The sequence below is a fragment of the Vibrio hangzhouensis genome (assembly GCF_900107935.1).
Classification (GTDB): Bacteria; Pseudomonadota; Gammaproteobacteria; order Enterobacterales; family Vibrionaceae; genus Vibrio; species Vibrio hangzhouensis.
This window is the reverse complement of sequence record NZ_FNVG01000006.1, coordinates 123,792-149,712: the sequence shown is the minus strand read 5'-3', so window position 1 is coordinate 149,712 and position 25,921 is coordinate 123,792. Positions and strand designations below refer to the sequence as shown.

Here is a 25,921-nt window from a genome sequence, read left to right as displayed (position 1 = left end):
GTGAGGCAACGTTGCGCATTGGTTATAGTGATTAATCTCAACAGGCTAGCGGGTTAATTATCGTAACAAATATTTCATTCGTTTGCTTTTTGTCCAAAAGATCAAATTGTTGAAATGAAAATGCAATTATTATAAATATTGCATCAAATACTTTATTTAGGATGATATATGGTTGATAACTAACGGCGCAAAGGATACGTTTGCACAAAAAAGGTAGTGAGTAATGGATAAACTCTCTTACGAAGAAGTACCCGGCGGACTGTTGATTCGGTCAACTTTGACTAACCAATTAGTGGTGCAGTTTGAGTATCTTTTGCAACAAATTGTTAGCTCAAAAAATGGCTCACCGATGGCTTATGAAATGTTGTCAAGATTGAGTAGTGATCTTGAAGATCAATGCGTAGACTGTGAATCTTTTTTTTCTAATATCGATGAAAAATTGATAAAAAACGTGTTTATTTCACAATTAAGGTGGATCTCTGATCATAATTGTGCGAATTCTCTTGATTTAATTTCCCTCAATTTGACCTTGTCTTGCTTGTGTGATGAGCAGTTCGTGAATCAAATCATTTGTGAAACTCATGGCCCCATTGCTATTGAGATTAATGAATTCGAAAGAGCAACGCTGACTACAGAGTTAATTAATAATATCAGAATGTTGCAGCGCTTTGGGCATCAAGTTTGGCTCGATGATTATTTGCCTCATTGTCAAAGTGCCAATGATACATTGGGTGTGATTGATTGGGATATGATTAAGATTGACAAAACATATTTATATACAAGTGATAATGACAGCGTTCGAATGCAGTTGCTCATAAAATACCTTCACAAATATAGCGGGCAAGGAATTATTATTGAGGGAATCGAAACTAATATGCAAAGAGCGCAATTTAAGCGTGAAGGCATTTACCTTCAAGGCTTTTACTTTGGGTACCCTCAAAGTGCTTTACGATCAACACATGCTATTTCTAACAGGCAAAAGAGTTTGGTAGATGGATTTCACTGATAGCAGTATTCTCTACCGTAGGGTGAAAGTATCGGATAAAGAGTTTGTCGCAGAAACACTGGCAACAACGATAAAAATAGTAAGAGTAACAAACGCACAAGGATTTGTTGGTACCTCAGGGTACGTTCAAGAAATAGATTCAAGGTGTGTAGTCTTTCTGGATTCAAATCGAAGGTATAATATTGCTGTAACTAATATCGATGGCCACAGTATTGAACTCGATGTGATCGATATTCAGCGTCAGTACTTGGTCGATACTCTCTCTAAAATTAGGCAAAAGTCAGATTCAGGTGATGACTCATTCGGTATCTATGTAAAAGAGAATACAAAGTTAGAGACCTTGTTTGATACCATTCACAGCGTTTCTCAGATAGAGGAAGACTGGTCTGATGCTGCGATCAACGCTCTTACACACCAACTCCTTAATGAACTTGTTCAACTAAACGCAATACCATTCTGGTCTCAACTTTGGAATGAAGACCGCATCGTCGATAGAGTTTCAGAACTGGTTGCGAGTGAACTTGGTAACCGATGGAGAATTGAAGTTGTATCGAATCGACTGAATATGTCGAAAGCAAAACTGCAAAGAAAGCTCAAGGAAAGCGGGACTGAGTTTTCAAAACTGGTCAACTATACGCGGCTCGATTACGCGAGAAAGATGCTCATGCACACTGAGTTATCTATCGCTCAGATAGCGGATAGGTGTGGGTTTGAAAGCCATGCATACTTCAGCAATTTGTTTAAAAAACGTTATGGTATGTCACCACGTGAGTTAAAACGTTATAGCTAAGAGTGAAGAGACTACAGCCTTCGGAAAAATTTCTCTTACCCGAAGGCGTAGTATTGCTAACTCTTTAATCTACTGCGCTTGTAAGTTTTGCTAATAGCACATCGATGTCCTGAGAAGTGATATCTTTGTGTGTGACAAAGCGTATCGGGTTTCCTGGCGTAATTGTAATACCATCGTCAGCCAGAGACTTGGCGACAGATTCGATATCAACCGATTGATCCAGTTTTGCAAATACAATATTGGTCTGAACAAACTCAGAGTTAACGCTGAATCCCGGAATATTGTTAAGGCCAACAGCAAGCTTTTTCGCATTCTCATGGTCTGTTTTAAGCTGCGCGACTTGCTCAGTTAGAGCCAACTTGCCCGCCGCCGCTAATATTCCTGCCTGACGCATGCCGCCACCGACCATTTTTCGCAGTCTTCTGGCGCGCTCGATAAGTTCTTTAGAGCCAAGAAGCAAAGAACCAATAGGCGCGGCCAAACCTTTCGACAGACAAACAGTCATAGAATCGAAATACTGAGCGATCTCTTTGACATCAATATCCAAAGCAACTGCAGCATTGTAAACACGTGCCCCATCAAGGTGTAAACTCAGTCCATTTTCATCGACGAACTTACGCGCGTCTTGTAGGTAAGACATTGGAAGAACTTTGCCGTTAATAGTGTTCTCAAGGCTCAGAAGTTTGGTACGTGCAAAATGGCAGTCATCTGGTTTGATGGCCGCTTTAAGTTTGTCAAAATCCAGCGTGCCATCCGGGTTATTTTCAATCGGTTGAGGCTGAATTGAACCTAAGACGGCAGCGCCACCGGCTTCGTACTTGTAATTATGAGCCTGTTGACCACAGAGGTATTCGTCACCACGTTGGCAGTGTGCCATCAGGCCAAGCAGATTCGCCTGTGTGCCGGATGTGGTAAATAATGCGGCTTCAAAACCGTGTCGCTCGGCTGCCCATTGCTCTAATTCGTTGACCGTTGGGTCATCCCCATAAACATCATCGCCAACAGGGGCGTTTGCCATTGCTTCACGCATAGCAGGGGTAGGTTGGGTAACGGTGTCTGAGCGGAAATCCATTGATACTCTCCTAAATGTATCCACATAGCGTTGCTTTACTTAAACACGCTATCGTTTTGGCATCGGTGATGCAACCATCAATAATTTTTTGGTGTAGTTGGTTAAGTGACATTGTCACCAGTTCAATAACTTCGTCGTCGTCACAAGCATACTCGTTGCTTTCACTCAGCTCTTTAGCGATGAATAGGTGCTGAATCTCATCACAAAACCCGGCAAGAGGGGTGACCTGCCCAAGTGAAAACAGCTTACCGGCTTTGAAGCCAGTTTCTTCAATTAGCTCCCTGTGGGCGCACGCCATAGGATCTTCACCGGTCTCCATGGTGCCAGCAGGTAACTCAAGCAACCATTTTTTTAGGGACGGTCGATATTGGTTGAGCAGCAGGATATCACCGCTTGCAGTGACAGGAAGGATTACGGCCGCTCCGGGGTGTCGAATAGTCGTATGAGTCACGGCTTTATTATTGGGTAGCGTTAAATCTTCTTCCACTAGGGATATCGATTTCCATTGATGAATAGTGCGAGTACTCATAGTTTCTTCCGTATTGTGACAACGTGGTTGTCTAACTGATTTTTTGCTCTCCAATATGACCACAATGCCAGATAAATGTCGATGGATGACGATATGAAGTATTGCGGTTTTATATATCGAAAATGAAAACAGTGATTTAAGGTCTGTGATTTGCCTTAGTTATTCGGTATATCAGAGCGTTCGGGTGAAGATAGTCGGGATCAATCGATGAGAGATTGCATCTTGTGGAGGCAAAATAATGTTGGGCGCAGACAGTTTAAATTTGGCAATTATGGTGGCGGAATCCGGCATCATAGATTCAGCTGTGCGCGATATTATGTCTCAAACGGATTTACTTTCCCTAAGCAGTGATGACAGTGTCAAGGACAGTTTGACCGCATCGATGGCTAAATGGACCAAAAGTGTTAAACGCAAACTGGTTAAGTCCCAACCAGGAGATACGATTCAGGATGAGTTGAATCTGTATCAGGACGCAGTCTATATGTCGGAACAAGAGTTCACAGCCAAACTTGATTCGATTGTTGACCAGATTCCTGCCGAGTCGCCATTTCATACTAAAGCTCAGGAAATGATAGCCAGTCAAGCGTCTTATCCACCATCGCTCTTTGCTCGTCAGTTTTGTAAGGTGTGGTATGAGAGCCTCAAAACCTCAGTACAAAACAGACAACAAGATGCTCTGGATGAACAGAAAGCGCGATTTTTGAAGCAACTCTATCAACGTATCGACACACTAAAAGACATGGAAAATGTCAGCGGTAGTGGAGTTGAGACGAAACTAGGCCGATTATGGGATCTTGCGGGAGCAGAGCTCACCAGACAAGACAGAAAATCCATCGAACGCACCGCGGAATATCTTGGCAAGAATCGTGAGCTTCAGGCCATTGCAGCAAAACTGGGTCGCATGGCTGAGGAAGTGGATGCGCCTGAGCTCAATAAAGCACAAACGCACGATAACGTGGTCGTGGAAGATAAATGCGACTTTGCGACCGACGATATCGTCGGTATTCATACCAGCGATGATATTAATAAGCTGCTTCCTAATGAAACCATGTATCTGGCTTATCCAGAGCTAGAGACCGTCTTCTATCAGCACTTGGCTGAGAAACGTCTGTTGACCTATAAAGCTGAAGGAAAGCAGCGAACCATTCGTCAGCTCCTTACCCCAGCACCGACATCAGGCGAGGCTGTGAAAGAGAAGGGGCCCATGGTTATTGCTATCGATGTGTCTGGCTCGATGCAGGGAGCCCCGGAAAAATCGGCCAAAGCGATGGCATACGCTTTAATGACAATGGCGGCAAAGGAACAGCGTGAGTGTCATGTGATTCTGTTTTCCTCTACATTCATTACTTACGACCTGTCTGGTGTAAACGGCCTGAAAGAAGCTTGTGACTTTTTGTCATACAGTTTTAAGGGAGGGACAGATCTCAGCAAAGTCTTAAGTTATGCGGTCGACATAATGCAAGGGGAGCAATATAAAAATGCTGATCTTTTGGTGATATCGGATTTCATTGCTCCGAAACAAGACGAAGATGTCGTAAAAAAAGTTCTATCCCTAAAGGGAAAATACAACCGATTCCATTCTTTGTGTTTATCGAAATACGGTAACCCAGAGGTACTCAATCTGTTTGACTCTCAATGGCGCTACCATCCAAGTCTCATCGGCCAATTTGTTAAGAAACCATCTAGCGGGTTGCAAAAAGCAAGATTGGCACTGTCTAATACTTTCGGCTAATGACCGGGTTGAGGTCGACGGTTTTGTTAGACTAAAAGCCAATAAAATCAATTTGATAAATTCTGGTTAGTGGTCATGCTTAAAAGAGGGCATGATTGAAAAATCTTGTAACATAATGATAACAAATGTATAAAAGATTTATGCATTCCAGTTTTGTGCACAGAGGTATAGGCATGATAAAGCCCACAGTTGTTTCCCACGCTGATAAAGCATTGCTATCTGAACGAATAAATAAACTAGCCTCTGCACTTTCTGACGGTGTTTATGAGCGTGAAGAAACCATCAAACTCTGCCTGTTGGCTGCTCTTGCTGGTGAGAGCGTATTCCTATTGGGGCCTCCGGGGATTGCAAAAAGTCTGATCGCAAAACGTTTGATTCAGGCTTTCGACAATAGCAGTTACTTTGAATACCTCATGACGCGTTTCTCGACGCCAGAGGAGGTGTTCGGTCCGCTCAGTATTCAGGAACTAAAAGACAATGGTCGATACCTTCGACTTACCGACGGCTACCTACCCACAGCTCAAGTGGTTTTTCTCGATGAAATCTGGAAAGCAGGTCCGGCGATTCTTAATACTTTGTTGACGGTTGTGAACGAAAAAACTTTTAAGAATGGTAGTGATATCGAAAAAGTGCCCATGCGCCTTTTGGTGTCCGCATCGAACGAGCTTCCGGATGAAGACAGCGGCCTGGAAGCGCTTTATGACCGTATGTTGGTGCGAATTTTTGTTAACCGTATCCAAAACAAACAGAATTTCAAATCGATGCTCACCGTTGGAACGTCTGAAGAAGCAAAAATTCCGGAAGGTCTGGCGATTACCGACGAGGAGTATCATCAATGGCAGAGCGAACTAAATTCAGTCAAACTGAGTGACGATGTGTTCGAAAAGCTATATCAGCTTAAAACCATGTTAGAGAGTGCCGCCGATGAGCACCGTGCTACCTTGTCCGAAGCCGATCTTTATGTTTCTGACCGACGCTGGAAAAAAGCGGTAAAACTGCTCAAAGCGAGTGCATTTTTTAATGGTCGTGACACCGTTAATCCTCTCGATCTATTACTGCTTCAAGACTGCCTGTGGAACAGTCCTGAATCGTTAGAGATTGTTCGTGATGTGGTCAGGGACTTCGCCCTGAATCACGCCTTCGATCAGCAGGAAGTATTCCAACAAATTGAGGAGGGCAAGGAGCAGCTTGCCGACATTCAGGACGAAATAGAAGCGGAATTTGCGATGCTGCTTTCCATGGAAACAACAACGGGTCTATTGCGCAAAGACGTTTATCAGTACGACATTGGTAATGCCAGATCTTATAAAGTCGGTCCGGCAACGGATCTGGTCAAACTGGTGTTGTTACAAAGTAATATGTCAGTGTCTGAAAACGAGAAAGGCGACAGTCGTTGGGTATACATACCAAAGGATGAGTTGAACCGGGCAATTAAGGAGGGCGGCAGTGAGGTATATGGTTACGTCAACCAGAACACCCATTTATGCCGTCTCAAACTGGATATCGATGCATCCAATAACCTGGTCATTAAGGACATAGCGAATCGTTCGGTACTCACCACGCTGGTTACCAATCAGGGTATTGACTCCACTATGCTGGAGGAGTGGACGACAAGAGCTGATCAGGTAATGACGCAACTTAACCACGCGGAACATCATCTACGCTCGGTTCGCTCGAAATTCCACGGTGCATTGCCTCACGGCTTTATTCAGCCAGACATTCCAACTGAGATGGAAGTCAGTTTGCAAAACGTGACCCAGACATTAGAGAGCACCAACGCAGAAGCTGAAAAGGCGGTAGCGCGAATCAAGAACCTGAAAGATTTCTTTGCCTGATAGGTAAAGGCACAGCACTCAATCACTACTCGGAGGCATGGATGCTCGGAGCCGATGGATTAAATCTAGCCCTTATGATAGCGGATTCTGGTCTGATAGATACTGCTGTCAATGACCTTATGGCACGTTCTCAGGTAGTGGCATTAACAGAGAAACGTGGTGTGCGCTCGGCGGTCAAGGGACATCTACTCAAGTGGCGTGGGTCGGTTAAAAAACGCATGACCCGCGTCTGTGAAACAGAACGATTCCAAAAAGAACTGGCGCTGTACCAAGAAGTGATTCATTGGGATGAGGCGACGTTCTTTGAGCAAATCAATGATGTCGTCAGGCAACTGGAGTGGCATTCAGCATTCTATTTGCAAGCACGACGGTTGATCGAGAAAAATAAAGCGGTCAACAACCCAATGTTTCCAAGGTATTTCTGCGACTTATGGTATAAGAGCCTGGCTGATGCCATCAAACAGGCAGAGATCTCTGAGCTGGAAGCCAGCAAAGAGAAGTTTCTGGCGGATCTTTATCAGCGCATGGAAACGATGAAAGAGATGGATACGGTGGCTGAGCAGGGCGATGAAGCAGCCATTGGTCGACTTTGGGACATGGCCGCCGCGAAACTCACCAAAACTGATCTTAAAGTAATGCACAGTCATGCTGAGTTTCTTAAAAAGAATAGAGGACTTCAGGAAATAGCAGAACAGCTTGGCCGCATGGCCAACGATCAGGATGATCCTGAGCTTAATAAAGCCCAGGCGGATAATGTCGAAATGGTGGAAGAGCAAAGTGATGAGGCCACAGACGACATTGTCGGTATCCACGAGTCGGATGACCTCAATAAACTCCTTCCCAATGAAACCATGTTTCTTGCCTATCCCGAGTTGGAAGTCGTGTTTTACAAGCACCTGGCTGATAAGCGTTTGATGAATTACAAAACTCAAGGTAAATCAAGAACACTTAAAAAAGTCCGCACCACCGCCCCCGATAACAGTCAGATAGAAATCGAAAAAGGGCCATTCATTGTCTGTATCGATGCATCAGGGTCTATGAGTGGTTTCCCTGAGCAGTGCGCCAAAGCCATGGCGTATGCTCTGATGCAAATTGCTCTGGCAGAAGACAGAGAATGTTATGTCATCCTATTTTCTACCACACACATTACCTATGAACTGACTAAGCAAGATGGCTTGCGAGAAGCAGCAGATTTCCTTAGTTACTCGTTCCATGGTGGTACCGATTTAGAACCCGTATTAAAACAGTCCATCGATTTGATGAGTACCGACACTTACAAGAATGCGGATATGGTGGTCATCTCAGATTTTATTGCTCCAGAGCAGTCTGAGGAAATGAAGCATAAAGTAGAGCAGTTGAAAGAGAAGAAAAATCGCTTTCATGCCATCAATCTGTCAAAGTATGGTAATCCGTCACTGATGAGTATGTTTGATCATTGTTGGTCTTATCATCCCAATCTTGTCGGGCGTTTGATGAAAAGATGGTAAATGTGACGGTTTGGTATTCAGTTTGATGTTAAAGTCGCCAAACAAACCTAAAAAGACAGTTTTTTGTTTGACTAATTTTCTGTAATCCGTAAAGTATGCCTCGAACACGGCGAGAGAGCTTATCTAACGTGTTGAAAAGAAAGGCGCCTTGGCAGAGTGGCTATGCAGCGGATTGCAAATCCGTGGACCTCGGTTCGACTCCGGGAGGCGCCTCCATTATTTAGAAACCCCGACTTAGGTCGGGGTTTTGTCGTTTTGGGCCTTTTGAAATCCCCTCGTCATCTTCTCTATCTTCGTCGCTACCTCTCATCGATTCAAATCTCAACTTATTTCTGAGACTAAACATCAGAAAAACGCTCCCGGATCGCCAAACAGGTTGCATTGTGACCAGCGTCTATTTATGGTTAGTTTTGCTATGAGTGGAGGTGCTCGAAAAAATCATTACGGACGAAAAACATCAGCTTGAACGAGAGATTGCTAAGTTATAAAACGACGTATAAATAGACGAATTGTACGTGCTTCATACGCTGAAGTTCGCTATTTAATCACTTGATTCATAAAGTGAAAAATACCTGTTGACGGAAAATCTTAATCCGTTAAAGTACACCTCGTTCTCACGGGGAAGCTCGCTGAAACGAAGTCTGATAAGACAAAATGCGACACTAGCTCAGTTGGTAGAGCGCAACCTTGCCAAGGTTGAGGTCACGCCTTTTTTGTTAAGAGCTAGGGAACCTCGTGCCCCAATCGGGTCGAGTCGCTCCAAATTAAAAAGGTATGGCCTGTAGGCGATATCAAGATGGTGTCTCCATCACAAAGAGATTTGTGTGCCCTGGTGGTGGAATTGGTAGACACAAGGGATTTAAAATCCCTCGACGTTCGCGTTGTGCCGGTTCAAGTCCGGCCCGGGGCACCATCGTTTATGAGATTAAGCTCCCAGCTCGAGTGCCGGCCGATATGTCGGACCATCAACTCCGGCCTGGGGCACCATCGTTTATGAGATTAAGCTCCCAGCTCGAGTGCCGGCCGATATGTCGGACCATCAACTCCGGCCCGGGGCACCATCATTTATGAGATTAAGCTCCCAGCTCGAGTGCCGGCCGAAATGTCGGACCATCAACTCCGGCCGGGGCCCATCATTTATGAGAGTAACCTTATAGTATTTGGTTTTGCCTCTCAGCTATTATGAAATAGCACACAATCTAAGGCGCCTTGGCAGAGTGGCTATGCAGCGGATTGCAAATCCGTGGACCTCGGTTCGACTCCGGGAGGCGCCTCCATCATTTTAAAGCCCGTCATTCGACAGGCTTTTTCGTACAAAAATACCGTTCAAACCATCTCCCCATTTTTTTAACGTAATAATTAAAACTATCTTAATTACAACGTGTTAATTAAGATATGTCTTGCCAACCAGAAAATTCTCCGTGGTAGCGTCTTCAGTGTTTAGTGTAAATTGACTTATAACAACTCCTCTACAATACTCTTTAGCAAATTGAAAGAAATGTCTGATTCATCGTACGTGATGGTGAAGAACACAATATGGAAAGTGAGCAGTTTTCTGTAGCTTCATGTTATTACTCGTAATTTAATAAGATAAAACTAGTAATAGCATGATACAGCAAATCTTTTAGCAGGTAAGAGTAAGGTACGAACTCAATTTTGTGCTATTTCAAAGTGAGGGCTTAAGATGTTTATACATATGGCTAGACTCGTTATCTCGTTGGTGTTATTGCAAGCTATATCGGGTTGTGAATCGGGAGAGACTGAGCAGTTAAAATCTGAAATCGAATCATTGAAGCAGGAGATAGGTCAGCTTTCCCAAGAGGTGGGTGATATTGGAGATAAAGTATCGGAAATACATGATTTAGCATTTAAAAAACCCAAAAAACAACCCAGAATTCTACCAGATCAACCCAATTTTTCTGAAGGCGGGAATCTTCCTATACTAGGGAGTTCTGATGCAAAGATCGCTATTATAGAATTTTCTGATTTTCAATGTCCGTTCTGTAAAAGATTTGCTGACTTTACATTCAAAGACTTAAAGAAAAATTATATCGATACTGGTAGAGTACAATATGTCGCTCGAGATTTTCCGCTAGACTTCCATCCAGAGGCAGTACCAGCCGCGGTCGCGGCGAAATGCAGTTTTAAGCAAAACTCTTATTGGCCAATGCGAGACATGCTATTTAGTAACGTACAGCAGTTGGGTAGTGAGTTATATCAAAAATCTGCCACGGACTTATCGTTGAATATGGATGCTTTTGCTGATTGCTTAAAGGATCAGTCAGTTGCCGATAAAGTCGCACAAGATTTGGCATTAGGTCAATCACTTGGGATACGAGGTACACCAACGTTTCTTATTGGCCGGGTGGAAAACGACCTTCTGATTGAGCCCCAAATTGTTGTTGGAGCTCAACAATACCCAGTTTTTGAATCACTGATAAACGAGTTAGAGAAAAGTGAGGAAGAACCAGAGTAAGACATAGGAATGTTTAATATTTAAAGAGCAGCTATATTTAGCTGCTTTTTTTGATAAGCACACAATCCCTTAAATTGGGTATGGACAACGTGCTATTTGTGGATATTTTGTTGGTTTTTTGTAACTAAATATTTATTTTCAGAGCATGAGGTATGAGTGTGCTTGAATAGCTTTGTTACACCTCACTGTAAATATTGTGTTAGATTTACCCCACCCATTAAAATGTCAAAGTTGTGTTATCGAATGGTCAGGGCTATGACAAGTGGTTAATTTTGAAAGTATAAAATGCAACTTTGCTATTCACTTTATGTATATATAACAATTGTTTCATAAGGTTAGATAAGCCATTTTAATAAAAAATAATTGCCTTATATATTCACGAGTTAAATGGAATTTCCACTTTGATTTCGTTTTTTGTTATCGATGTGGTTGAATTTTGACCTGGGTTTTTGCTAGTATTTTGATTCTTAAAACGTAAGCAAATATGTTCAATTGTAAGTGGAGTAGATATTGTTACAGTTGTATAAATGTTCTTAAATAACACCCTGACATTATGCAAGTATAATTTTATTGTACAATAAAATTATATTTGTTTAATTGTACTCTCAATATGCAAAGATTGGGCAGTGCGGATTATATTATTATAAAAGTTTGCTAATCATGATTGCTCTAATTTTAAATAAGTGGCAATTTTGGGGTTCGCTTGCCTTTAATTATTTCATGGTTGTCTTAACTAGAAGATAACTCAATATATGCAAAGTAAATAATCCCTACGGGTTAATTATCCTGTGGTCTTTGTGTGAGCGTCACTCTGCTTAGGCTTTGATTTATCTTGCAAAACGAAATGGATCTGAAAGTTACACGTATGTTTAACCTCCTATTTAACTCAAAAATATTAGCGTCCAACACGTTTAAATCTTCATTTACGGCTTTACTTGGGACGTCCTATCTGTTTTTCAATGCATCCGCTTTAGCCGGTGATGACACCTTTATGCATGGACGACATTTAGAGGAACACAATACTCATTCACAAAGTGCCAGACAATTCGCGATAGAAATGCGCCAAAATGCTAAATCGAATAGTGAAGCTTTGACAAAGGCCTTAGCTCTTTACCGCGACGCAACAGAACAAGATAAAAGTCACTATCTAAGTCAGATGATGTCGCTAGCGGAAGAGCGCCAGCAATTGTTATCCGAACTCGTAGAAGTGGCCCCAGCCGATGTAGCAAGCCTGGCGCTTAGCTCAGAGGAACGCCAAGGTGCACCCGAGGAAGTTCGCGAACTTCTGGAACAAGAACAGGTGCTCGATGGTGAGCTTGAGGTTTATTACGAAGACTATGAAGATCATAGTAAGAGCCGTCTATACCATGTCCTGAAAACCGCTGATGGACATATTGAGTTGCACATGAAGGACCGCGCTCAGTTAAACGCAGTTCATTCAGGTATGAGAGTTCGTGCGAGTGGCTGGAGGTTTGAGAAACACGAAGGTGAACCTGCTTCATTAGTTTTGAATGAATCGCTACAAAGCCTAACGGTATTAGCGGACGGTAGCGTATCGACCACAGAAATTAGCACGACATCTTCAGCACTAAATAACACTTTGGGTGACCAAAAAACACTAGTGATGTTGGTTAACTTCCAAAGCAACCCCCAACAGCCCTGGACGGTCGGAGAAGTCGAGGAAGTTGTGTTTGGTTCAGTCAATGATTACTTTCAAGAAGTGTCTTATGGACAGACATTGTTTTCTGGAGATGTACAAGGCTATTACACTCTACCCATCGATGAAGTTTGTGATTTAAGCACTATCAGCACCTATGCGAATCAGGCAGCGGAAGACAGTGGCATAGATGTCGCGAGCTACAACAGGCTGATGTATGTCTTCCCACAAAGCAGTAAATGTGGATGGACAGGTCGTGGAACCGTTGGAGGTAACCCTTCGAGAAGTTGGATAAACGGTTCGCTGACACTTAGAACCGTAGCCCACGAACTTGGACATAACTTGGGTTTGCATCACGCAGAGAAGCTTGAGTGTGAGACAGATGTTGTGGAGGGCAACTGCTACAGCGTCGAGTATGGTGACAGTCTGGATATTATGGGGGCACCAAATTTTACCGGACATTTTAATTCGTTTAGTAAAGACATTTTGGGCTGGTTAAACACCGCTACCGATTCTCACACAGACAGTATTGTTGAAATTAAGAGTGAAGGTAGCTACTTCTTGGAGCCTTATGAAACTCTACCGGGGGGCCAAAGCAAAGCACTTAAAATCCAACGTGGTGTTGATCCTTCAACAGGTGAAAAACTCTGGTATTACTTGGAATACCGTCAGGCGGTAGGCTTTGACCGTTATCTCGTTAATACACCATCGCTCATTTCAGGTGTTACTTTTCACCTAGGAAGAGAAGGTGACAGGAACACCAGCCAATTATTGGATATGACGCCAAACAGTGCCAGTGCCGATTGGAATGATTCATCACTGGTGCCGGGAAACAGCTATAGTGATTTAGACGCTGGTATCACAGTGACTACCGAATGGGCGGACAGTACCGGGGCAAGTGTCTATGTGAGCTTCGCGGAGGCAACATGTACATCGAATGACCCGTCTATTACGGTTGTTCCACTCCAGAGTGCGGGTGTAAGTTCTGGTAGCACTCTGAGCTATACGGTGTCAGTGACCAATAACGATAGTAACGGCTGTTCATCGTCTGATTTCGCGGTTGAAGCGTTTGTACCTTCAGGCTGGATAACAACTGCCGCATCGCTAAATTTAGTTCCTGGTGCCAGCGATACTGTAATACTTGATGTTACTTCGAATGAAACGGCAGCAGATGGTTCGTATGACATTACATTCAATGCGTCAAACAGTAGTGATAGTAATTTCAACGCCAGCGCGACGTCTAGCTATTTGGTAGAAACACCCGTTCAGGTATGTCAATTGAGTGCGCCATTATTGACGGTTACAGCAAACCAAACCGGGGTGTATGAACCGGGCAGTAAGATGAGTTATACCGTGACGGTGACCAGTCAGGACAGCGGAGAATGTGAACCAGCGATGTTCGACTTAGCCGTGAGCGTTCCTGATGGCTGGAATGCCAATGACACAACCATGACTTTAGCACCGGATGAAAGTAACACGCTGTATCTGGACGTTGCTTCAAGCACTGACGCGTCGGATGGTAATTACAATGTGACATTTTTAGCGCAGCATACTTCAGAGCCAGGCTTTAGTGTTAGTGAGGTGGAGAGCGTTGTGATTGAATCTGCGGTTGAACCCAACGGTGCCCCGGTTGCTGTCAATGATGAGTTCATTCTTTCAGCAAAAGAACCCGTTGTCATTGATGTACTTATCAACGATAGCGATCCAGATGGTGATAGTTTGAGCATTACTTCAGTAACTCAAGGCTCAAAAGGAACGGTCCAAATTACTTCGGGAGGCCAGCTACTGTACACTCCTGCTAAGAGCTTTAAAGGAAATGACAGTTTCTCCTACAGTATTACAGATGGTTATGAAACCAGCACTGCAGTTGTAACGATTGGAATGGAAAGCTCCAATGGCAATGGCGGTAAAGGTAAAAAGTAACTGATTGGTGAGGTGTTTTATTGCCTCGCTGTATGAAAAATTATGGTGGAAGAGAAAGTGCACTTCCTCTTCCACCATTACTCTATGACTCACTGTTTTTTTAAAACTATCGGAGTCTTTTAAAGGTTAGGTACTGCCTGAACCTTAACATTATATGAAGGTTGTGCCGCAGTATTACCATCATTATCGCTGATAATTAGTTCTACATCATCACCGCCTTCCACTAGGCTAAAGTCGCTTGTCGCTGGGTTAAGCACATTGACTCTGAATGAGCAGTTTAGCTCACCGAGAATACCAATTTCATACGGTAAGTCAGTGTACTCTGGACAATCGATATTAATGACTTCGAAGCCGCCGCCGGTTAGTCCGCCTTTAAATGGAACGCCTCCGAGATTGAACGCATCCAATGTTATTGGTTCAAAATCAGAATTGTTTGTAATACTGATAGAGAACTCGAACGCTAGACCGATGTTCAAGGTGAAGTCAGTAGGTACGTCTTCGTAACTTACGATAGCATTATCCGTCGCGGTCAATGTTTCATTGTCATCACTGACACCTGTAACGGTGGCCCAGTTTTCATGATCAGGATCACTAGGCTCGCCAATTAGGAATTTAGTGATTGTACAGCTGACACTATCACCCGCTGGCTCTAGCCATGTATTGTAGAAACTACAGGTACCTTGGTAACTACTATCGTCAAAAATCGTACCGAAAACGGTATCAACCATTGATTTTAGCTGCACTCTATCAGTTGGCGATTCATTCGTGATGACAAATGTAAAGACAACGTCTTCACCGGACTCTAGAACCGAATTTTTGTTCGGTGTTTTAGTCAAGTCAAGTGCTCCAGGTACATCGGTAAAGACGACTGTTGCTGTACCAGAGTCATTGGTCGGATCATTTTCGTTATCCACTGCGTATACCGTTGCGGTATTTACGATGGAATCGCCCGAGTTACCCACGAGACCACCCCTGGTGTATGTCATGACACATGACGCACCAATAGCTAATGTACCCACACAAGGTGCTTTTTCAGAAGAGGTTAGGGCATAAGGGTTATCTGAAATATCACTTTCAGTGATGATCAAGGCATCTTTGGTTGATGTATTTTTCACTGTGACAGTGTAAGTCACGGAAGCTGTAGCGCCTGGTCCGGTTTCTGCTAGCTGAGTCGGCGAAACAGTTTTTGTAACATCTATATCTGGTGATACATTGTTTACTTTGACGGTTTTAACTTCACTACAGTGGTCGCCATCAATCGCGGATAGAGCTGCTGGACATGAATCGCCATCAAGGACAGGGGCACCAAACTGGTTTTCTATAGATGCTTTGACGATATCATCAATTTCCAGGTATCCCACTGGTAGATCTGGCAAGTCGTCAGCGACTACTTTCAGCGTGAATTGACAGGTGTAGATTTGTTTCGCGAGGATTTCATAGCTTCCTCCGGGCGCTGGTTTAGGACAAGCTGTACTATTTTCAATCAGATAGACACCATCACCAGCCGGTGTTTCAGTGGGTCCCCACAAATCGATTACTTCACCAAAAGTACCCGCATTGTTGAAGTCAAGGTAATCAGTTAACGAAGTTATAAACAAAGAAGAGTTAGGGTTGATGTTTTCAATGGATACTTTAAAGATAAAGTTACCACCGGGCTCATCTAAAGGAGTACTACTCTCAAGCGTTTTCACTATTCCTGGTGGGTCGATTAGAATATCGACATCAAAAATGTCACAACGACATTTAGATGGGGCACCAGCAGGAGATGGCGTTGTGGCGTTACATTCAGCTTCAGCTCTCTGGTTCCACGACATACAGTAGTTAAAGTCTGCTTTACCTGAACCGTCATCATCCAGACAGGTCATGGTGATAAGCTGCTCGTAATACGTATGAACGCCGCTGTATGGGGAAGCTTTACTGATGTCGGTACAATAGTCCAGCGGTGTTTGCGTGCCCGCTTTCTTATCGACATCAAACTCAAAACTCAGTCCGTCTATCCAACCCGACGCGCTGTTCGGATCGCGGTTATCACCAATCAAGACTGAACAGACCTTTTCTTGTTCCGGAGTGCTAGGTTCTTGAGGGCTATAAGAACCTCCGGGTAACCAGACCGCATAGTCGTAACGTTCGTTTGCAGTGGTCACAACTTCGACATCTGCAAAAAAGGTGACGGGGTCACCAGGTCGGCACGATACGGGATCACCTGAATCATCAGGCTCTGGTGGAAATGTACCAGGTTTAACTCCTTTAATATTAACCACCTGACTGACACGTACATCATTTGCGGTACAGTTCAAGCCCATGTCGGAATAATCCGCTAAACATTCTTGATTGTTTAACTGCGGATAAAATTTGGCATCGTCTTCAGCTGCGAATGCTGTTTGTCCGTAAAGGGCAGAGGCACCTATTAGCATACAGCTGAGCAACTTGTTCTGTTGGCTATGTATTAAATGTTTCATCATCTACCTTCTTTTTCTCTGAAAGTGATAAAAGTGGGATGTGAATGCCCAATGATGCCAATGCTGCATTCCGGCATCAGAGGACACACCAACTGTTAACCCGACATTCCACGACTCCTATTGCACAAACTTTGAAGTCTTTGTCGGTTAACCAACCCGGGAGCAAGAAGTAGACCAAACTCTATCGTATTGATTTAATGTACTTTTACTGTTTCTCTGAATGCGGATGTAACACTTGTGATTAACACAGTGTTAATCGCCAACGACTAGTCACCGGATGTTGTTTAGATTATTGAACTGAGATCAGCGAGTTAGAAAGGTAGTGAATGAGAACACTCAATGTGTAAACCAACTTTACACAACAGAAACACGCCGACATTAAGCAGCCGACTCGTGTCAGAAATCAAGTCGCCCCTTTCTTGATTTAAGTTAAGCTCGTCTCGAATAAATTAGCTTTTTCTAATGAAATCTCTATTTTTGTGATAAGACCGCACAAACATTGTGGTTAAATCTGTATATTAGTATTGGTTAAATTAGTGTTCGATTGATTTTGTGCGTAAAAAATTTGGCATTAAGGAGCAAGGGATGCGTGGAAGCTGCAGGGGAGCATTTGTATTACTTATAGGCTGGCTTTTTTTACAAGGACAGGCGTGGTGTCAGGATGGGATGGTGATTACCGATAGTGAATCTGTCAGTAGTATCGTAAGTACCGCTGACCATGCCAGTTTTGAAGTGTTAGCGCAGGAATTTGACTATGCACCCGATGTAACAGAAGCGTGCCTGGAATGTCACACCGAAGCGTCCAAGCAAGTACATGACACTTTTCACTGGACATGGATGAAAAAAGTGGATGGTGTGGATGTAGGTAAAGGCAAGAATGCGTTTAATAATTATTGCGTATCAGCCAAAGGCAACGAAAGTTGCACCCAGTGCCACGCGGGTTATGGGTGGCGTAATGAAGACTTTGAGTTTGATGCTGAGGAAAATGTAGATTGTTTGGTCTGCCATGATACGACGGGGACTTATAAGAAATCTGCTGCCTCATCGGGTCACCCCTACTATGAAGACACAACCGTCAGTGGTCAGTTGCAGAAGGCTGTGGACTTACAATACGTCGCTCAGCATGTCGGTAAGCCAGATCGTACCAACTGCCTTTCCTGCCATGCTTTAGGCGGTGGTGGGAATGGTGTGAAACACGGCGATACCGATCTCTCTTTGTTATCCCCTGAATATGCGCTCGATGTTCATATGAGTCCTGAAAAGCTCAACTTCGCCTGTCAGGATTGCCATACCGCTAGTGAACACAAAATCTCCGGACGTTATTATGATAGAGCGGCCTTTGTTGATGATAAGCCTAATATGGGCAGGTCTGATCGATATGGGTCGAATGTCTCCTGCGAATCCTGTCATAGTGCGGCACCTCACCAGAAACGCGTCATTGATAACCATACGGCCAAAGTTGCCTGTACCTCTTGTCATATTCCGGAAATGGCGCGTGGACCTTACCTAACCAAGCTATCATGGGACTGGTCTACCGCAGGGGAACTCAAAGACGGAAAACCCTTCGTCGTTGATGCCGACTTTGATGGCGTTAGTCACCACGCTTACGTCAGTAAGAAAGGCACCTTCACTTGGGGGAGAGAAGTGGTTCCTGAATATCGTTGGTATAAAGGGACACTGGAGCAAATTACTTATCTGGATGAGATAGATCCGGCCAGTGCTCCAATTGATGTTAACCCACCTACCGGGGATTACTCAGACCCCGATGCTCGGATATGGCCATTCAAAATCCATCGCGGCAAGCAACCGTTCGACACCGAGCTAAATCACTTTTTGCCTATCAAGCTTTATGGTAGAGCGGGAACAGGTGCATTCTGGACTGAATTTAACTGGGACAAAGCACTTGAGGCCGGAGCAGAGCTAAATAACGTCGAGTTTAGCGGTCAGTATGACTTCATCGAAACCAATGGTTACTGGCCGATAAAACATATGGTCGCTCCCGCATCAGCGTCTCTTGGTTGTGAAGGGTGTCATAGTCAACAGAGTCGTCTGGCTGGCATCAGCGACTTTTATCTGGTGGGGCGCGATCGTTCACTCTGGATTGAGCTGCTAGGCGGATTGTTGATCGTGGGAAGCCTTTTAGGCGTGTTCATTCATGGGACAACACGGTTGATTATGCTGAGAAATCGCCAAAACAGCGATAAATAATGGAGTATCGAATTATGAAGAAATCAGAGGTTATTTTTAAGAAATTCGAACGATTCTGGCACTGGGGACAAGCGCTATTAGTACTACTCCTGATCGTATCTGGACTTGAGATTCACAGCATTATCTCGTTATTTGGTTTTGAGCTCAGCACCAATCTCCACGATATTGCCGGTTTCTTGTGGGTGATTATAGTGATTATGATTTTTACCTGGTTTGTCAGCGCTGATCAGTGGCGGCAGTTCAGGCCATCCAGACATGGTATGGATGCAGTGATTCGTTATTACTTATATGGGGTATTTGTCGGGGAAAAACATCCTCATAAGGTCTCAGCACAGAGCAAATTTAACCCGTTACAAAGAATGGCGTATTTGGGTTTGTTATTCATTCTGGTGCCATTGCAAATTCTGTCGGGGCTAACCTATTTTTTCTTCCCTGAGCTTAAGGCATTGGGACTTATCCAGCAGGTAGACTGGGTGGCTCAGTTACATACACTGATTGCCTATCTGATGATCGCTTTCCTTATCGTTCATCTGTATCTGATCACGCTGGGAGAAAAGCTCACATCACACCTAAAAGCGATGCTAACGGGAAGCGAATGACCTTACAAATTCAGATTAAGAAAAGACGAGGGACAGTATGAAAAAACTAATATTAGCTTTTGCATTATCGTTACTGGCCAATGGTGCCTATGCCGACGCTGCTAAGGGTCAGGAGTATTACCTGGAGCACCTGAGGCCTTTGTTTGGCTATAACGGCGAGGAGTTTGCCACACAGCATCTGAAAGTAGAATGGAAACGTTACTTTAAGAAAGATGCGGCAAAATTTATCAAAAAATACAGCAAGAAGCATCCTGAATCGGCTGAGTTTCTGGCCAGCGATGAGTTTCAGACTATCGCGCCAGACATTCGGGACTTCGCCATTAAATACGCAGCGGACAGCGGTGAGTTACCAGCGTGTAACTAGCATGACTCATCGGGTTCTAGTTTGTTTAAATGCAACGTAACCCTCTATCAGGGAGAATAGTTATGGATAAGAAATACCTCATTTTTCCAATGTTACTGCTGACCCCTTTGGCATTAGGTGCTGATGTGGTCGGTAAGGTCCAGTCAATGTCTGGAAAAGGGAAGGTGATTCAGTACCTCAACACCAAAACTCAACAAGTTGAAGTGTTGAAGTTTAATGATGATACGACGCTGGAAAATGCCGATGCGTTTTCAGATTTCACCGTCAATACCAAATTCAAAGCCAAACTCGATGACAATAATCTGGCGTTAAACATCAAACGGGTCTTGGTAGAATTACCTCCCGAGCTTGTCATAGATACAGATGAGCTTTCTGAACTTATCGAAGCGAATCAGGGGTTATTCATTGGAGATGCCAGACCCAGGTCGGTATTTGATGTTGGTCATCTTCCTAATGCGAAAGCCACGCCCGCAACCAAGCTTGCTAAGAACCTAGACTGGCTGCCCGAAAACAAAGCGACACCAATGGTCTTCTATTGCGGCGGCGTTACCTGTCCTCTGAGCCCAAAAGCGATGAAAATCGCTAAGGAAAATGGCTACGGCAATGTGAAAGTCTATGTTGAAGGCTATCCAGCATGGAAAGGTGATATGTATCCGAGCTATGTCGCTCCGGACTGGCTGGAACAGAACCTTAATATTCACAACGTTATTCTGGACGTAAGAGAGTCTCAGAATGTATCAGTGAGAGGATCGGTCACTTTACCCTCCTCTGAATTGGCATCAATGCATGAAACGTGGAACAACGAAAAAAAACCGGTCGCTGAGCGCACGATTTTTGCTCTTCGTGATAAGAAAGCGCCAATTACACTGGTGAGTAATGCGGATGATGAGGCTGCTATCGAGGCTTATGAGATCTTGTCTTCCTGGGGCTTCAAAAATGTGTCCATTCTTGAGCAGGGAATCGAAGGGTGGAAGCAAGCAAGCCGTCCAATGGACAAGGCTCTGTCCGAGCTTACCTATGTGAAAAAACCGAAACCCGGAGCCTTAGATGGCGCTGCGTTCGCAGCGGCAGTTAAAGGTGGCGAAGCGTTGATCATTGATGTCAGGGACGACAATGAGGTCGCAAAAGGGAAATTGAATGCTTCAATTCATATCCCGCTAGAGACGCTTGATCAAAATCTGGCGAATATCCCGAAGGATAAGCCTATTATCTTCCACTGTGCTGCAGGCGCAAGAGCTGCTCTGGCTTATACTACGCTGATCAAGCTAGGTTATAGCAACGTTCAGTATCTGGACGACAGTTTTGTAGATGTGGTGAAAGAAAATGGTATTAAGTTGATTTAATCCGCTAGGGTAAAGCGATCGATGACCCAGTGGGATATTGAAAAGTGGTGAATAAAAGGGGCACAAAGGTGCCCCTTTGGTTTTATAGTCTGGCTTACCTACACTCAGGCAAACGCAAAATTCAGTCTAACTACCAGCGACTCGACTCACTCCGCTACCCACATAATTTTACTCGTGAAATAACTACGATGATTACTTTGATCATTATCTCTAATTGAAGGTTGAAACCTACGCCTCTCGATCTCCTCCCATATTTCTACGCCCTTTGAGTGTCCAGCAGGTAAATGTGCGCTGTCGGACATTCTGTGTGAAAAATCGTCACTCAATCTGTGACCTTGCATCGATCCCATTGTTATTTATTTGTATTAACTAACTTTACGTATCTGTTTCACACTTTGTTGAGCATGTCTTTCTTTACGATATAGAGGTGAATTAACCAACATTTTTACCCTCAACAATAAGAAAGGTTTAGCTAGTGGACAATAAAAAACTAAACATGACCGTGGTCGCAAGAACGCTGATACCGTTGCTTTCTGCAGCGGTGCTAGCGGGTTGTAATACCGGCAGTGGCTCGGGCAGTGATACAGGCGGGAATAACGGATCTATCGATGGTTTGTATCAAGCAGGTGAAAACGAAGTCGTCATTTACTATAAGCGTGATGTTGCCTCTCAATCAGGCAGCCCATATGACGGTTGGGGACTTCACCTGTGGAATGGGGAAGGGTGCGAAAGTACCGATTTAGACGCAATGGGGATCGCCAGTGGTGGTACGGCATGGGATGATCCAATGCTGTATAGCGGTATCAGTTCTACCTATGGCGCGTATTATGTGCTTAAAGTGAACCCTGATGCGTCAGACCCTCATGAATGTATGAACTTCATCTTGCATAAAGGGGATGAGAAAGCGTTTGGCAGCAGTAACCATTCGGTGAAATTACGTGAACTGGGTGAAAGTAAAGGAGTCTTTGGGTTCCACGGTAGTAGCCAACTTTACTATGTGCCCATTGCAGAGCGACCAGTCACTATCGATGGACGTGCAGCTCACTGGCTAGATGCAACCACGATTGGTTGGGAAGCAGCGGCTAACGCAGCAAAAATTGAACTGTATTACAGTGCAGATGGCAGCATCACGATGAATGATGATAAGGTCATCGAAGGACAGGATGGAAAAGTTGAACTGAGTGTTGGTGGTGATCTGTCAGAGACTTTGCAACAACGTTATCGTCATTTAGCTGGCTTGACAGCAGTGAGCGTTGACTTCGATGCGGCGACTCGCCATGCTCGTTTGAAAGATCAACTGGTTATTGCAGCATTGAACAGCAAAGGCGAGATTACATCGGCGACAGAACTTCAGACTGCAGCAGTGCTTGATGCAGTTTATGCAGATTCAGCGGCGGGTAACGCGATTGCTGAACAGTTAGGTGCAATTGTTGAAGGCAGTGACGCGACGTTCAGACTGTGGGCTCCTTCAGCCAGAAGCATTTCGGTAGCAGTGTATAACGATGACAAAACCGTAGATACGATTTACCCAATGACTCAGGATGCCACGACAGGTATTTGGGAGTCTGCGGTTGTTTCTGGTGCGGTTAATAAGTTCTATCGCTACGATGTTGAGGTTTATCATCCAACCACGGGTAAAGTGGAAAGACTCCCGGTAACCGACCCTTACTCTTTAAGTGTATCGGCTAACTCTCTGTATTCTCAGGTGGTTAACCTTGATGATCCATCTCTAATGCCAGAAGGTTGGGGTGAAGTCGGGCACGTGCGCCCAGTGTTGGATAAAGACGAAGACCACGTTCTGTATGAATCACACATTCGAGATTTCAGTTTCAGTGATTCTACTGGCAGTGACGCCTTCAACGGCAAATATCTGGCGTTTACAGAAGAGACGCGTGAGTCCGTAACGCATCTGAAAGCACTTCAAGAAGCGGGTCTAACAACGCTTCACGTATTACCAGCGTTTGATATCGCGACAGTCAATGAAGTAGCGCGTGTGGACATTACCGATACAGTCGGTGATTTGTGTGCATTGAACGCAAGTGCTGCTGTGTGTAGCACCGCCAGCGAAAGCCAGGTGATTGAAGACTTATTGGCAAGCTACGACCCTTCAAGTGCAGATGCACAGGCGTTAATGAATGATCTGCGAATGTATGACAGCTTTAACTGGGGTTACGATCCGTTCCACTATACCGTTCCAGAAGGCAGCTACGCGACCGATGCAGAAGGTTCTCTCCGCATCAAAGAGTTCCGTGAAATGGTGAAAGCGACCCACGATATGGGGCTGAAGTTTGTGATGGACGTGGTATATAACCACACCAATGCATCTGGGGTTAACAACAAGTCGGTATTAGATAAAATCGTACCAGGGTACTATCACCGCCTGAATACCAATACGGGTGGAGTTGAGAGCTCAACCTGCTGCGACAACACAGCCACAGAGAACCTGATGATGGGTAAACTGATGGTCGACTCGCTAAAAGTGTGGGCTAACGACTATAAAGTGGACGGTTTCCGATTTGACCTGATGGGCCACCAACCAAAAGCCTTGATGGTTGAAGCTTTGGCTGAAATCAAGAAGATTGACGGTAATACAATCTTTTACGGTGAAGGTTGGGACTTCGGTGAGGTTGCCAATCACGCTCGCTTTGAACAGGCCACTCAGGTAGCCATGGCTGGTACGGGAATTGGTACTTTCTCAGACCGTCTGCGTGATGCGGTTCGAGGTGGTAGCCCGTTTGATGGCGGAGAAGATCAGGATGGCAGACGTTCCCTTCGTTATAACCAGGGTTTCGGCAATGGCGCGTATGAAAATGAAGAGGTGGCCAGCACTCAAGAGACAATCGACGGTATGCTGCACAATCAGGACTTGGTTCGTTTGGGTATGGCGGGTAACTTAGCGTCCTATGTGCTGGTGGATTACACCGGTATGCCTAAGCGTGGTCAGGATGTTGATTATAACGGAGCACAGGCTGGATACACTCAAAGTCCATCAGAGAATATCTCCTACGTTTCGAAACACGATAACCAAACGTTGTGGGACAACAACGCTTATAAGATCGCGACTGGCACACCGTCAGCAGAGCGCGCTCGTATGCAGAGTGTTTCGCTGTCTACCGTAATGTTGGGGCAGGGAATTCCGTTTATCCACATGGGTTCAGAGCTACTTCGCTCTAAATCAATGCAGCGTGACTCGTATGATTCAGGTGACTGGTATAACCGTGTTCGCTTTGATGGTTCCGACAACAACTGGAATGTCGGTCTGCCACGAGAAGACAAAGACGGTGCAAACTGGAAGCTGATTAAAGAAATCATTGCAGACACAACGGCAGGTCCAGCAGCCGAAGATATTGAGCTCACTAAACAGCAATTTATCGAACTGTTGAAGATCCGCAGTAGCAGCGAACTGTTCCGTTTAGCTACGGCGGCTGAGGTGATGAATCGAGTCGACTTCAGAAACGTTGGTGAGAACCAAACACAAGGCCTGATCGTGATGACTATAGATGATGGCACTAGTGCAGGTACCGATTTGGACCCTAACTATGACGCCATTGTGGTCGTTATCAACTCAACCAAAGAGGCTCAGGACTTCAGTATTCAGGGTACGGCTAACTTTGAACTCCACCCGGTACAACTGGCATCGGCAGATACTACTGTGAAAACAGCGACGTTTGCTGACAGTACCTTCTCTGTGCCGGCGTTAACCTCAGCCGTGTTTGTATTGCCGCAAGGCGATGCTCAAGGTACGGGACTTCCGGTTGATACCTCTAACAAAGATGTGTCCAGTGTTCCACCGTATGGTGAAACCGCGGTATACGTTAAAGGCGATATGAACAGTTGGAGTGATAACGACAGCTGGAAGATGACGTTTATTGGCAATGGTATCTATCAGGTCTCTGGTGCGCTTGAGGCAGGAAGCTATAAATTTAAATTCGCAGACAGCAGTTGGAGTGCGCCAGATATTGGTTGTGATAATGCGACAGTAGCCGCTGACTCGCTAGCGCTGGGGAATAGTAAAGACTGTTCAGTCACGATTGAGAATGCCGGTGAATACACATTTACTCTGGATGCGAGTCATGAGCAAAGTGATGACATAGAGAAACCAATTGTTTCGGTAAAATAGCCAGATGAATGCTTACTAATTAAACTTCTCAGGCAATTACCGTGACTGTTAAGTAAGTTAGCTTTAAACCACTAAAAAGCAGCGCCGATCAGCGCTGCTTTTCTTTATCTACACACTTGGAAGCGAATACTAATCAACAACAACTGCAGTACCACTCGCCGATACCATCAACATACCACTGCCCGTCCCCAGTACTTCATAATCTAAGTCAACGCCAACAACTGCGTTAGCGCCAACATCTGCAGCTTTTTGCTCAAGCTCTTTTCAAGGTGATTTCACGAGTTCGTTAAAGCTCCCGCTTTGTGGTACACGTGTTCGTCA

Annotated in this window: 15 protein-coding genes, 4 tRNA genes and 1 pseudogene; 16 read left to right on the top strand and 4 right to left on the bottom strand. The window is 44.5% G+C overall.

All coding sequences use genetic code 11. From position 1 onward, the window contains the following. Positions 1-223 precede the first annotated feature (223 nt). Both C4S60_RS08365 and C4S60_RS08360 read left to right on the top strand, forming a co-directional pair. Positions 224-1,006 (top strand): EAL domain-containing protein, encoded by a 783-nt coding sequence (locus C4S60_RS08365; RefSeq protein WP_103879881.1) that lies wholly within the window; start codon positions 224-226, stop codon positions 1,004-1,006. Beyond that, on the top strand, positions 993-1,796 hold the full coding sequence (locus C4S60_RS08360) for an AraC family transcriptional regulator (protein ID WP_103879880.1): 804 nt from the start codon (positions 993-995) through the stop codon (positions 1,794-1,796). The genes C4S60_RS08365 and C4S60_RS08360 overlap by 14 nt, the downstream gene beginning before the upstream one ends. 64 nt (positions 1,797-1,860) lie before the next feature. On the opposite strand, the gene ltaE is transcribed toward C4S60_RS08360, so the two are convergent. Together ltaE and C4S60_RS08350 are read right to left on the bottom strand one after the other, a co-directional pair. After that, the gene (ltaE, locus tag C4S60_RS08355; RefSeq protein WP_103879879.1) at positions 1,861-2,868 is read right to left on the bottom strand and encodes a low-specificity L-threonine aldolase; all 1,008 of its coding nucleotides are present in this window, start codon (positions 2,866-2,868) and stop codon (positions 1,861-1,863) included. A 10-nt stretch (positions 2,869-2,878) separates the two neighbouring features. Next, positions 2,879-3,397 carry an NUDIX hydrolase gene (locus tag C4S60_RS08350; RefSeq protein WP_103879878.1) on the bottom strand — a complete coding sequence of 173 codons (519 nt, stop codon included), beginning with the start codon at positions 3,395-3,397 and terminating at the stop codon, positions 2,879-2,881. 238 nt (positions 3,398-3,635) lie between these two features. Here C4S60_RS08350 and viaA (C4S60_RS08345) point away from each other — a divergent pair, with 238 nt between their 5' ends. The 9 genes from viaA (C4S60_RS08345) (at position 3,636) to C4S60_RS08310 (ending at position 14,507) form a co-directional block, all read left to right on the top strand. Continuing rightward, positions 3,636-5,129: an ATPase RavA stimulator ViaA gene (viaA, locus tag C4S60_RS08345; RefSeq protein WP_103879877.1), complete on the top strand. Its 1,494-nt coding sequence runs from the start codon at positions 3,636-3,638 to the stop codon at positions 5,127-5,129. Between the two features lie 173 nt (positions 5,130-5,302). Further along, the gene (locus C4S60_RS08340) at positions 5,303-6,964 is read left to right on the top strand and encodes an ATPase RavA domain-containing protein (RefSeq protein ID WP_103879979.1); all 1,662 of its coding nucleotides are present in this window, start codon (positions 5,303-5,305) and stop codon (positions 6,962-6,964) included. Positions 6,965-7,005: 41 nt separating this feature from the next. Continuing rightward, positions 7,006-8,451: an ATPase RavA stimulator ViaA gene (gene viaA / locus C4S60_RS08335; RefSeq protein ID WP_103879876.1), complete on the top strand. Its 1,446-nt coding sequence runs from the start codon at positions 7,006-7,008 to the stop codon at positions 8,449-8,451. Positions 8,452-8,593: 142 nt separating this feature from the next. Further along, a tRNA-Cys gene (locus C4S60_RS08330) sits at positions 8,594-8,667 on the top strand. A 440-nt stretch (positions 8,668-9,107) separates the two neighbouring features. After that, positions 9,108-9,213, top strand: a tRNA-Gly gene (locus tag C4S60_RS23545). A gap of 64 nt (positions 9,214-9,277) precedes the next feature. Next, positions 9,278-9,364: transfer RNA gene (locus tag C4S60_RS08325), tRNA-Leu, on the top strand. 290 nt (positions 9,365-9,654) lie between these two features. After that, a tRNA-Cys gene (locus C4S60_RS08320) sits at positions 9,655-9,728 on the top strand. Between the two features lie 419 nt (positions 9,729-10,147). Continuing rightward, a complete protein-coding gene (locus C4S60_RS08315; protein ID WP_244183059.1) occupies positions 10,148-10,927 on the top strand; it encodes a DsbA family protein in 780 nt (259 codons plus the stop codon). A gap of 865 nt (positions 10,928-11,792) precedes the next feature. Then, the gene (locus C4S60_RS08310; RefSeq protein WP_103879978.1) at positions 11,793-14,507 is read left to right on the top strand and encodes an Ig-like domain-containing protein; all 2,715 of its coding nucleotides are present in this window, start codon (positions 11,793-11,795) and stop codon (positions 14,505-14,507) included. Positions 14,508-14,626: 119 nt separating this feature from the next. Here C4S60_RS08310 and C4S60_RS08305 read toward each other — a convergent pair whose 3' ends face one another. Beyond that, entirely contained in the window at positions 14,627-16,969 is a 2,343-nt protein-coding gene (locus tag C4S60_RS08305) for a DUF11 domain-containing protein (RefSeq protein ID WP_103879874.1), read from the bottom strand. A 582-nt stretch (positions 16,970-17,551) separates the two neighbouring features. On the opposite strand from C4S60_RS08305, the gene C4S60_RS08300 reads away from it, so the two are divergent. The 5 genes from C4S60_RS08300 (at position 17,552) to pulA (ending at position 25,600) form a co-directional block, all read left to right on the top strand. Continuing rightward, entirely contained in the window at positions 17,552-19,174 is a 1,623-nt protein-coding gene (locus C4S60_RS08300) for a tetrathionate reductase family octaheme c-type cytochrome (protein ID WP_244183058.1), read from the top strand. 14 nt (positions 19,175-19,188) lie between these two features. Further along, positions 19,189-19,773 (top strand): cytochrome b/b6 domain-containing protein, encoded by a 585-nt coding sequence (locus tag C4S60_RS08295; RefSeq protein WP_103879873.1) that lies wholly within the window; start codon positions 19,189-19,191, stop codon positions 19,771-19,773. 37 nt (positions 19,774-19,810) lie between these two features. After that, positions 19,811-20,137, top strand: a complete 327-nt coding sequence (locus C4S60_RS08290; RefSeq protein ID WP_103879872.1) for a hypothetical protein — start codon at positions 19,811-19,813, stop codon at positions 20,135-20,137. Positions 20,138-20,199: 62 nt separating this feature from the next. Then, entirely contained in the window at positions 20,200-21,480 is a 1,281-nt protein-coding gene (locus C4S60_RS08285) for a rhodanese-like domain-containing protein (protein ID WP_103879871.1), read from the top strand. A 496-nt stretch (positions 21,481-21,976) separates the two neighbouring features. Then, a complete protein-coding gene (gene pulA, locus C4S60_RS08280) occupies positions 21,977-25,600 on the top strand; it encodes a pullulanase-type alpha-1,6-glucosidase (protein ID WP_103879976.1) in 3,624 nt (1,207 codons plus the stop codon). 129 nt (positions 25,601-25,729) lie between these two features. Here the strand turns inward: pulA and C4S60_RS08275 are convergent. Further along, positions 25,730-25,864: pseudogene (locus tag C4S60_RS08275) on the bottom strand (heavy metal-binding domain-containing protein); the annotation flags it as partial. Between the last annotated feature and the right edge of the window lie 57 nt (positions 25,865-25,921).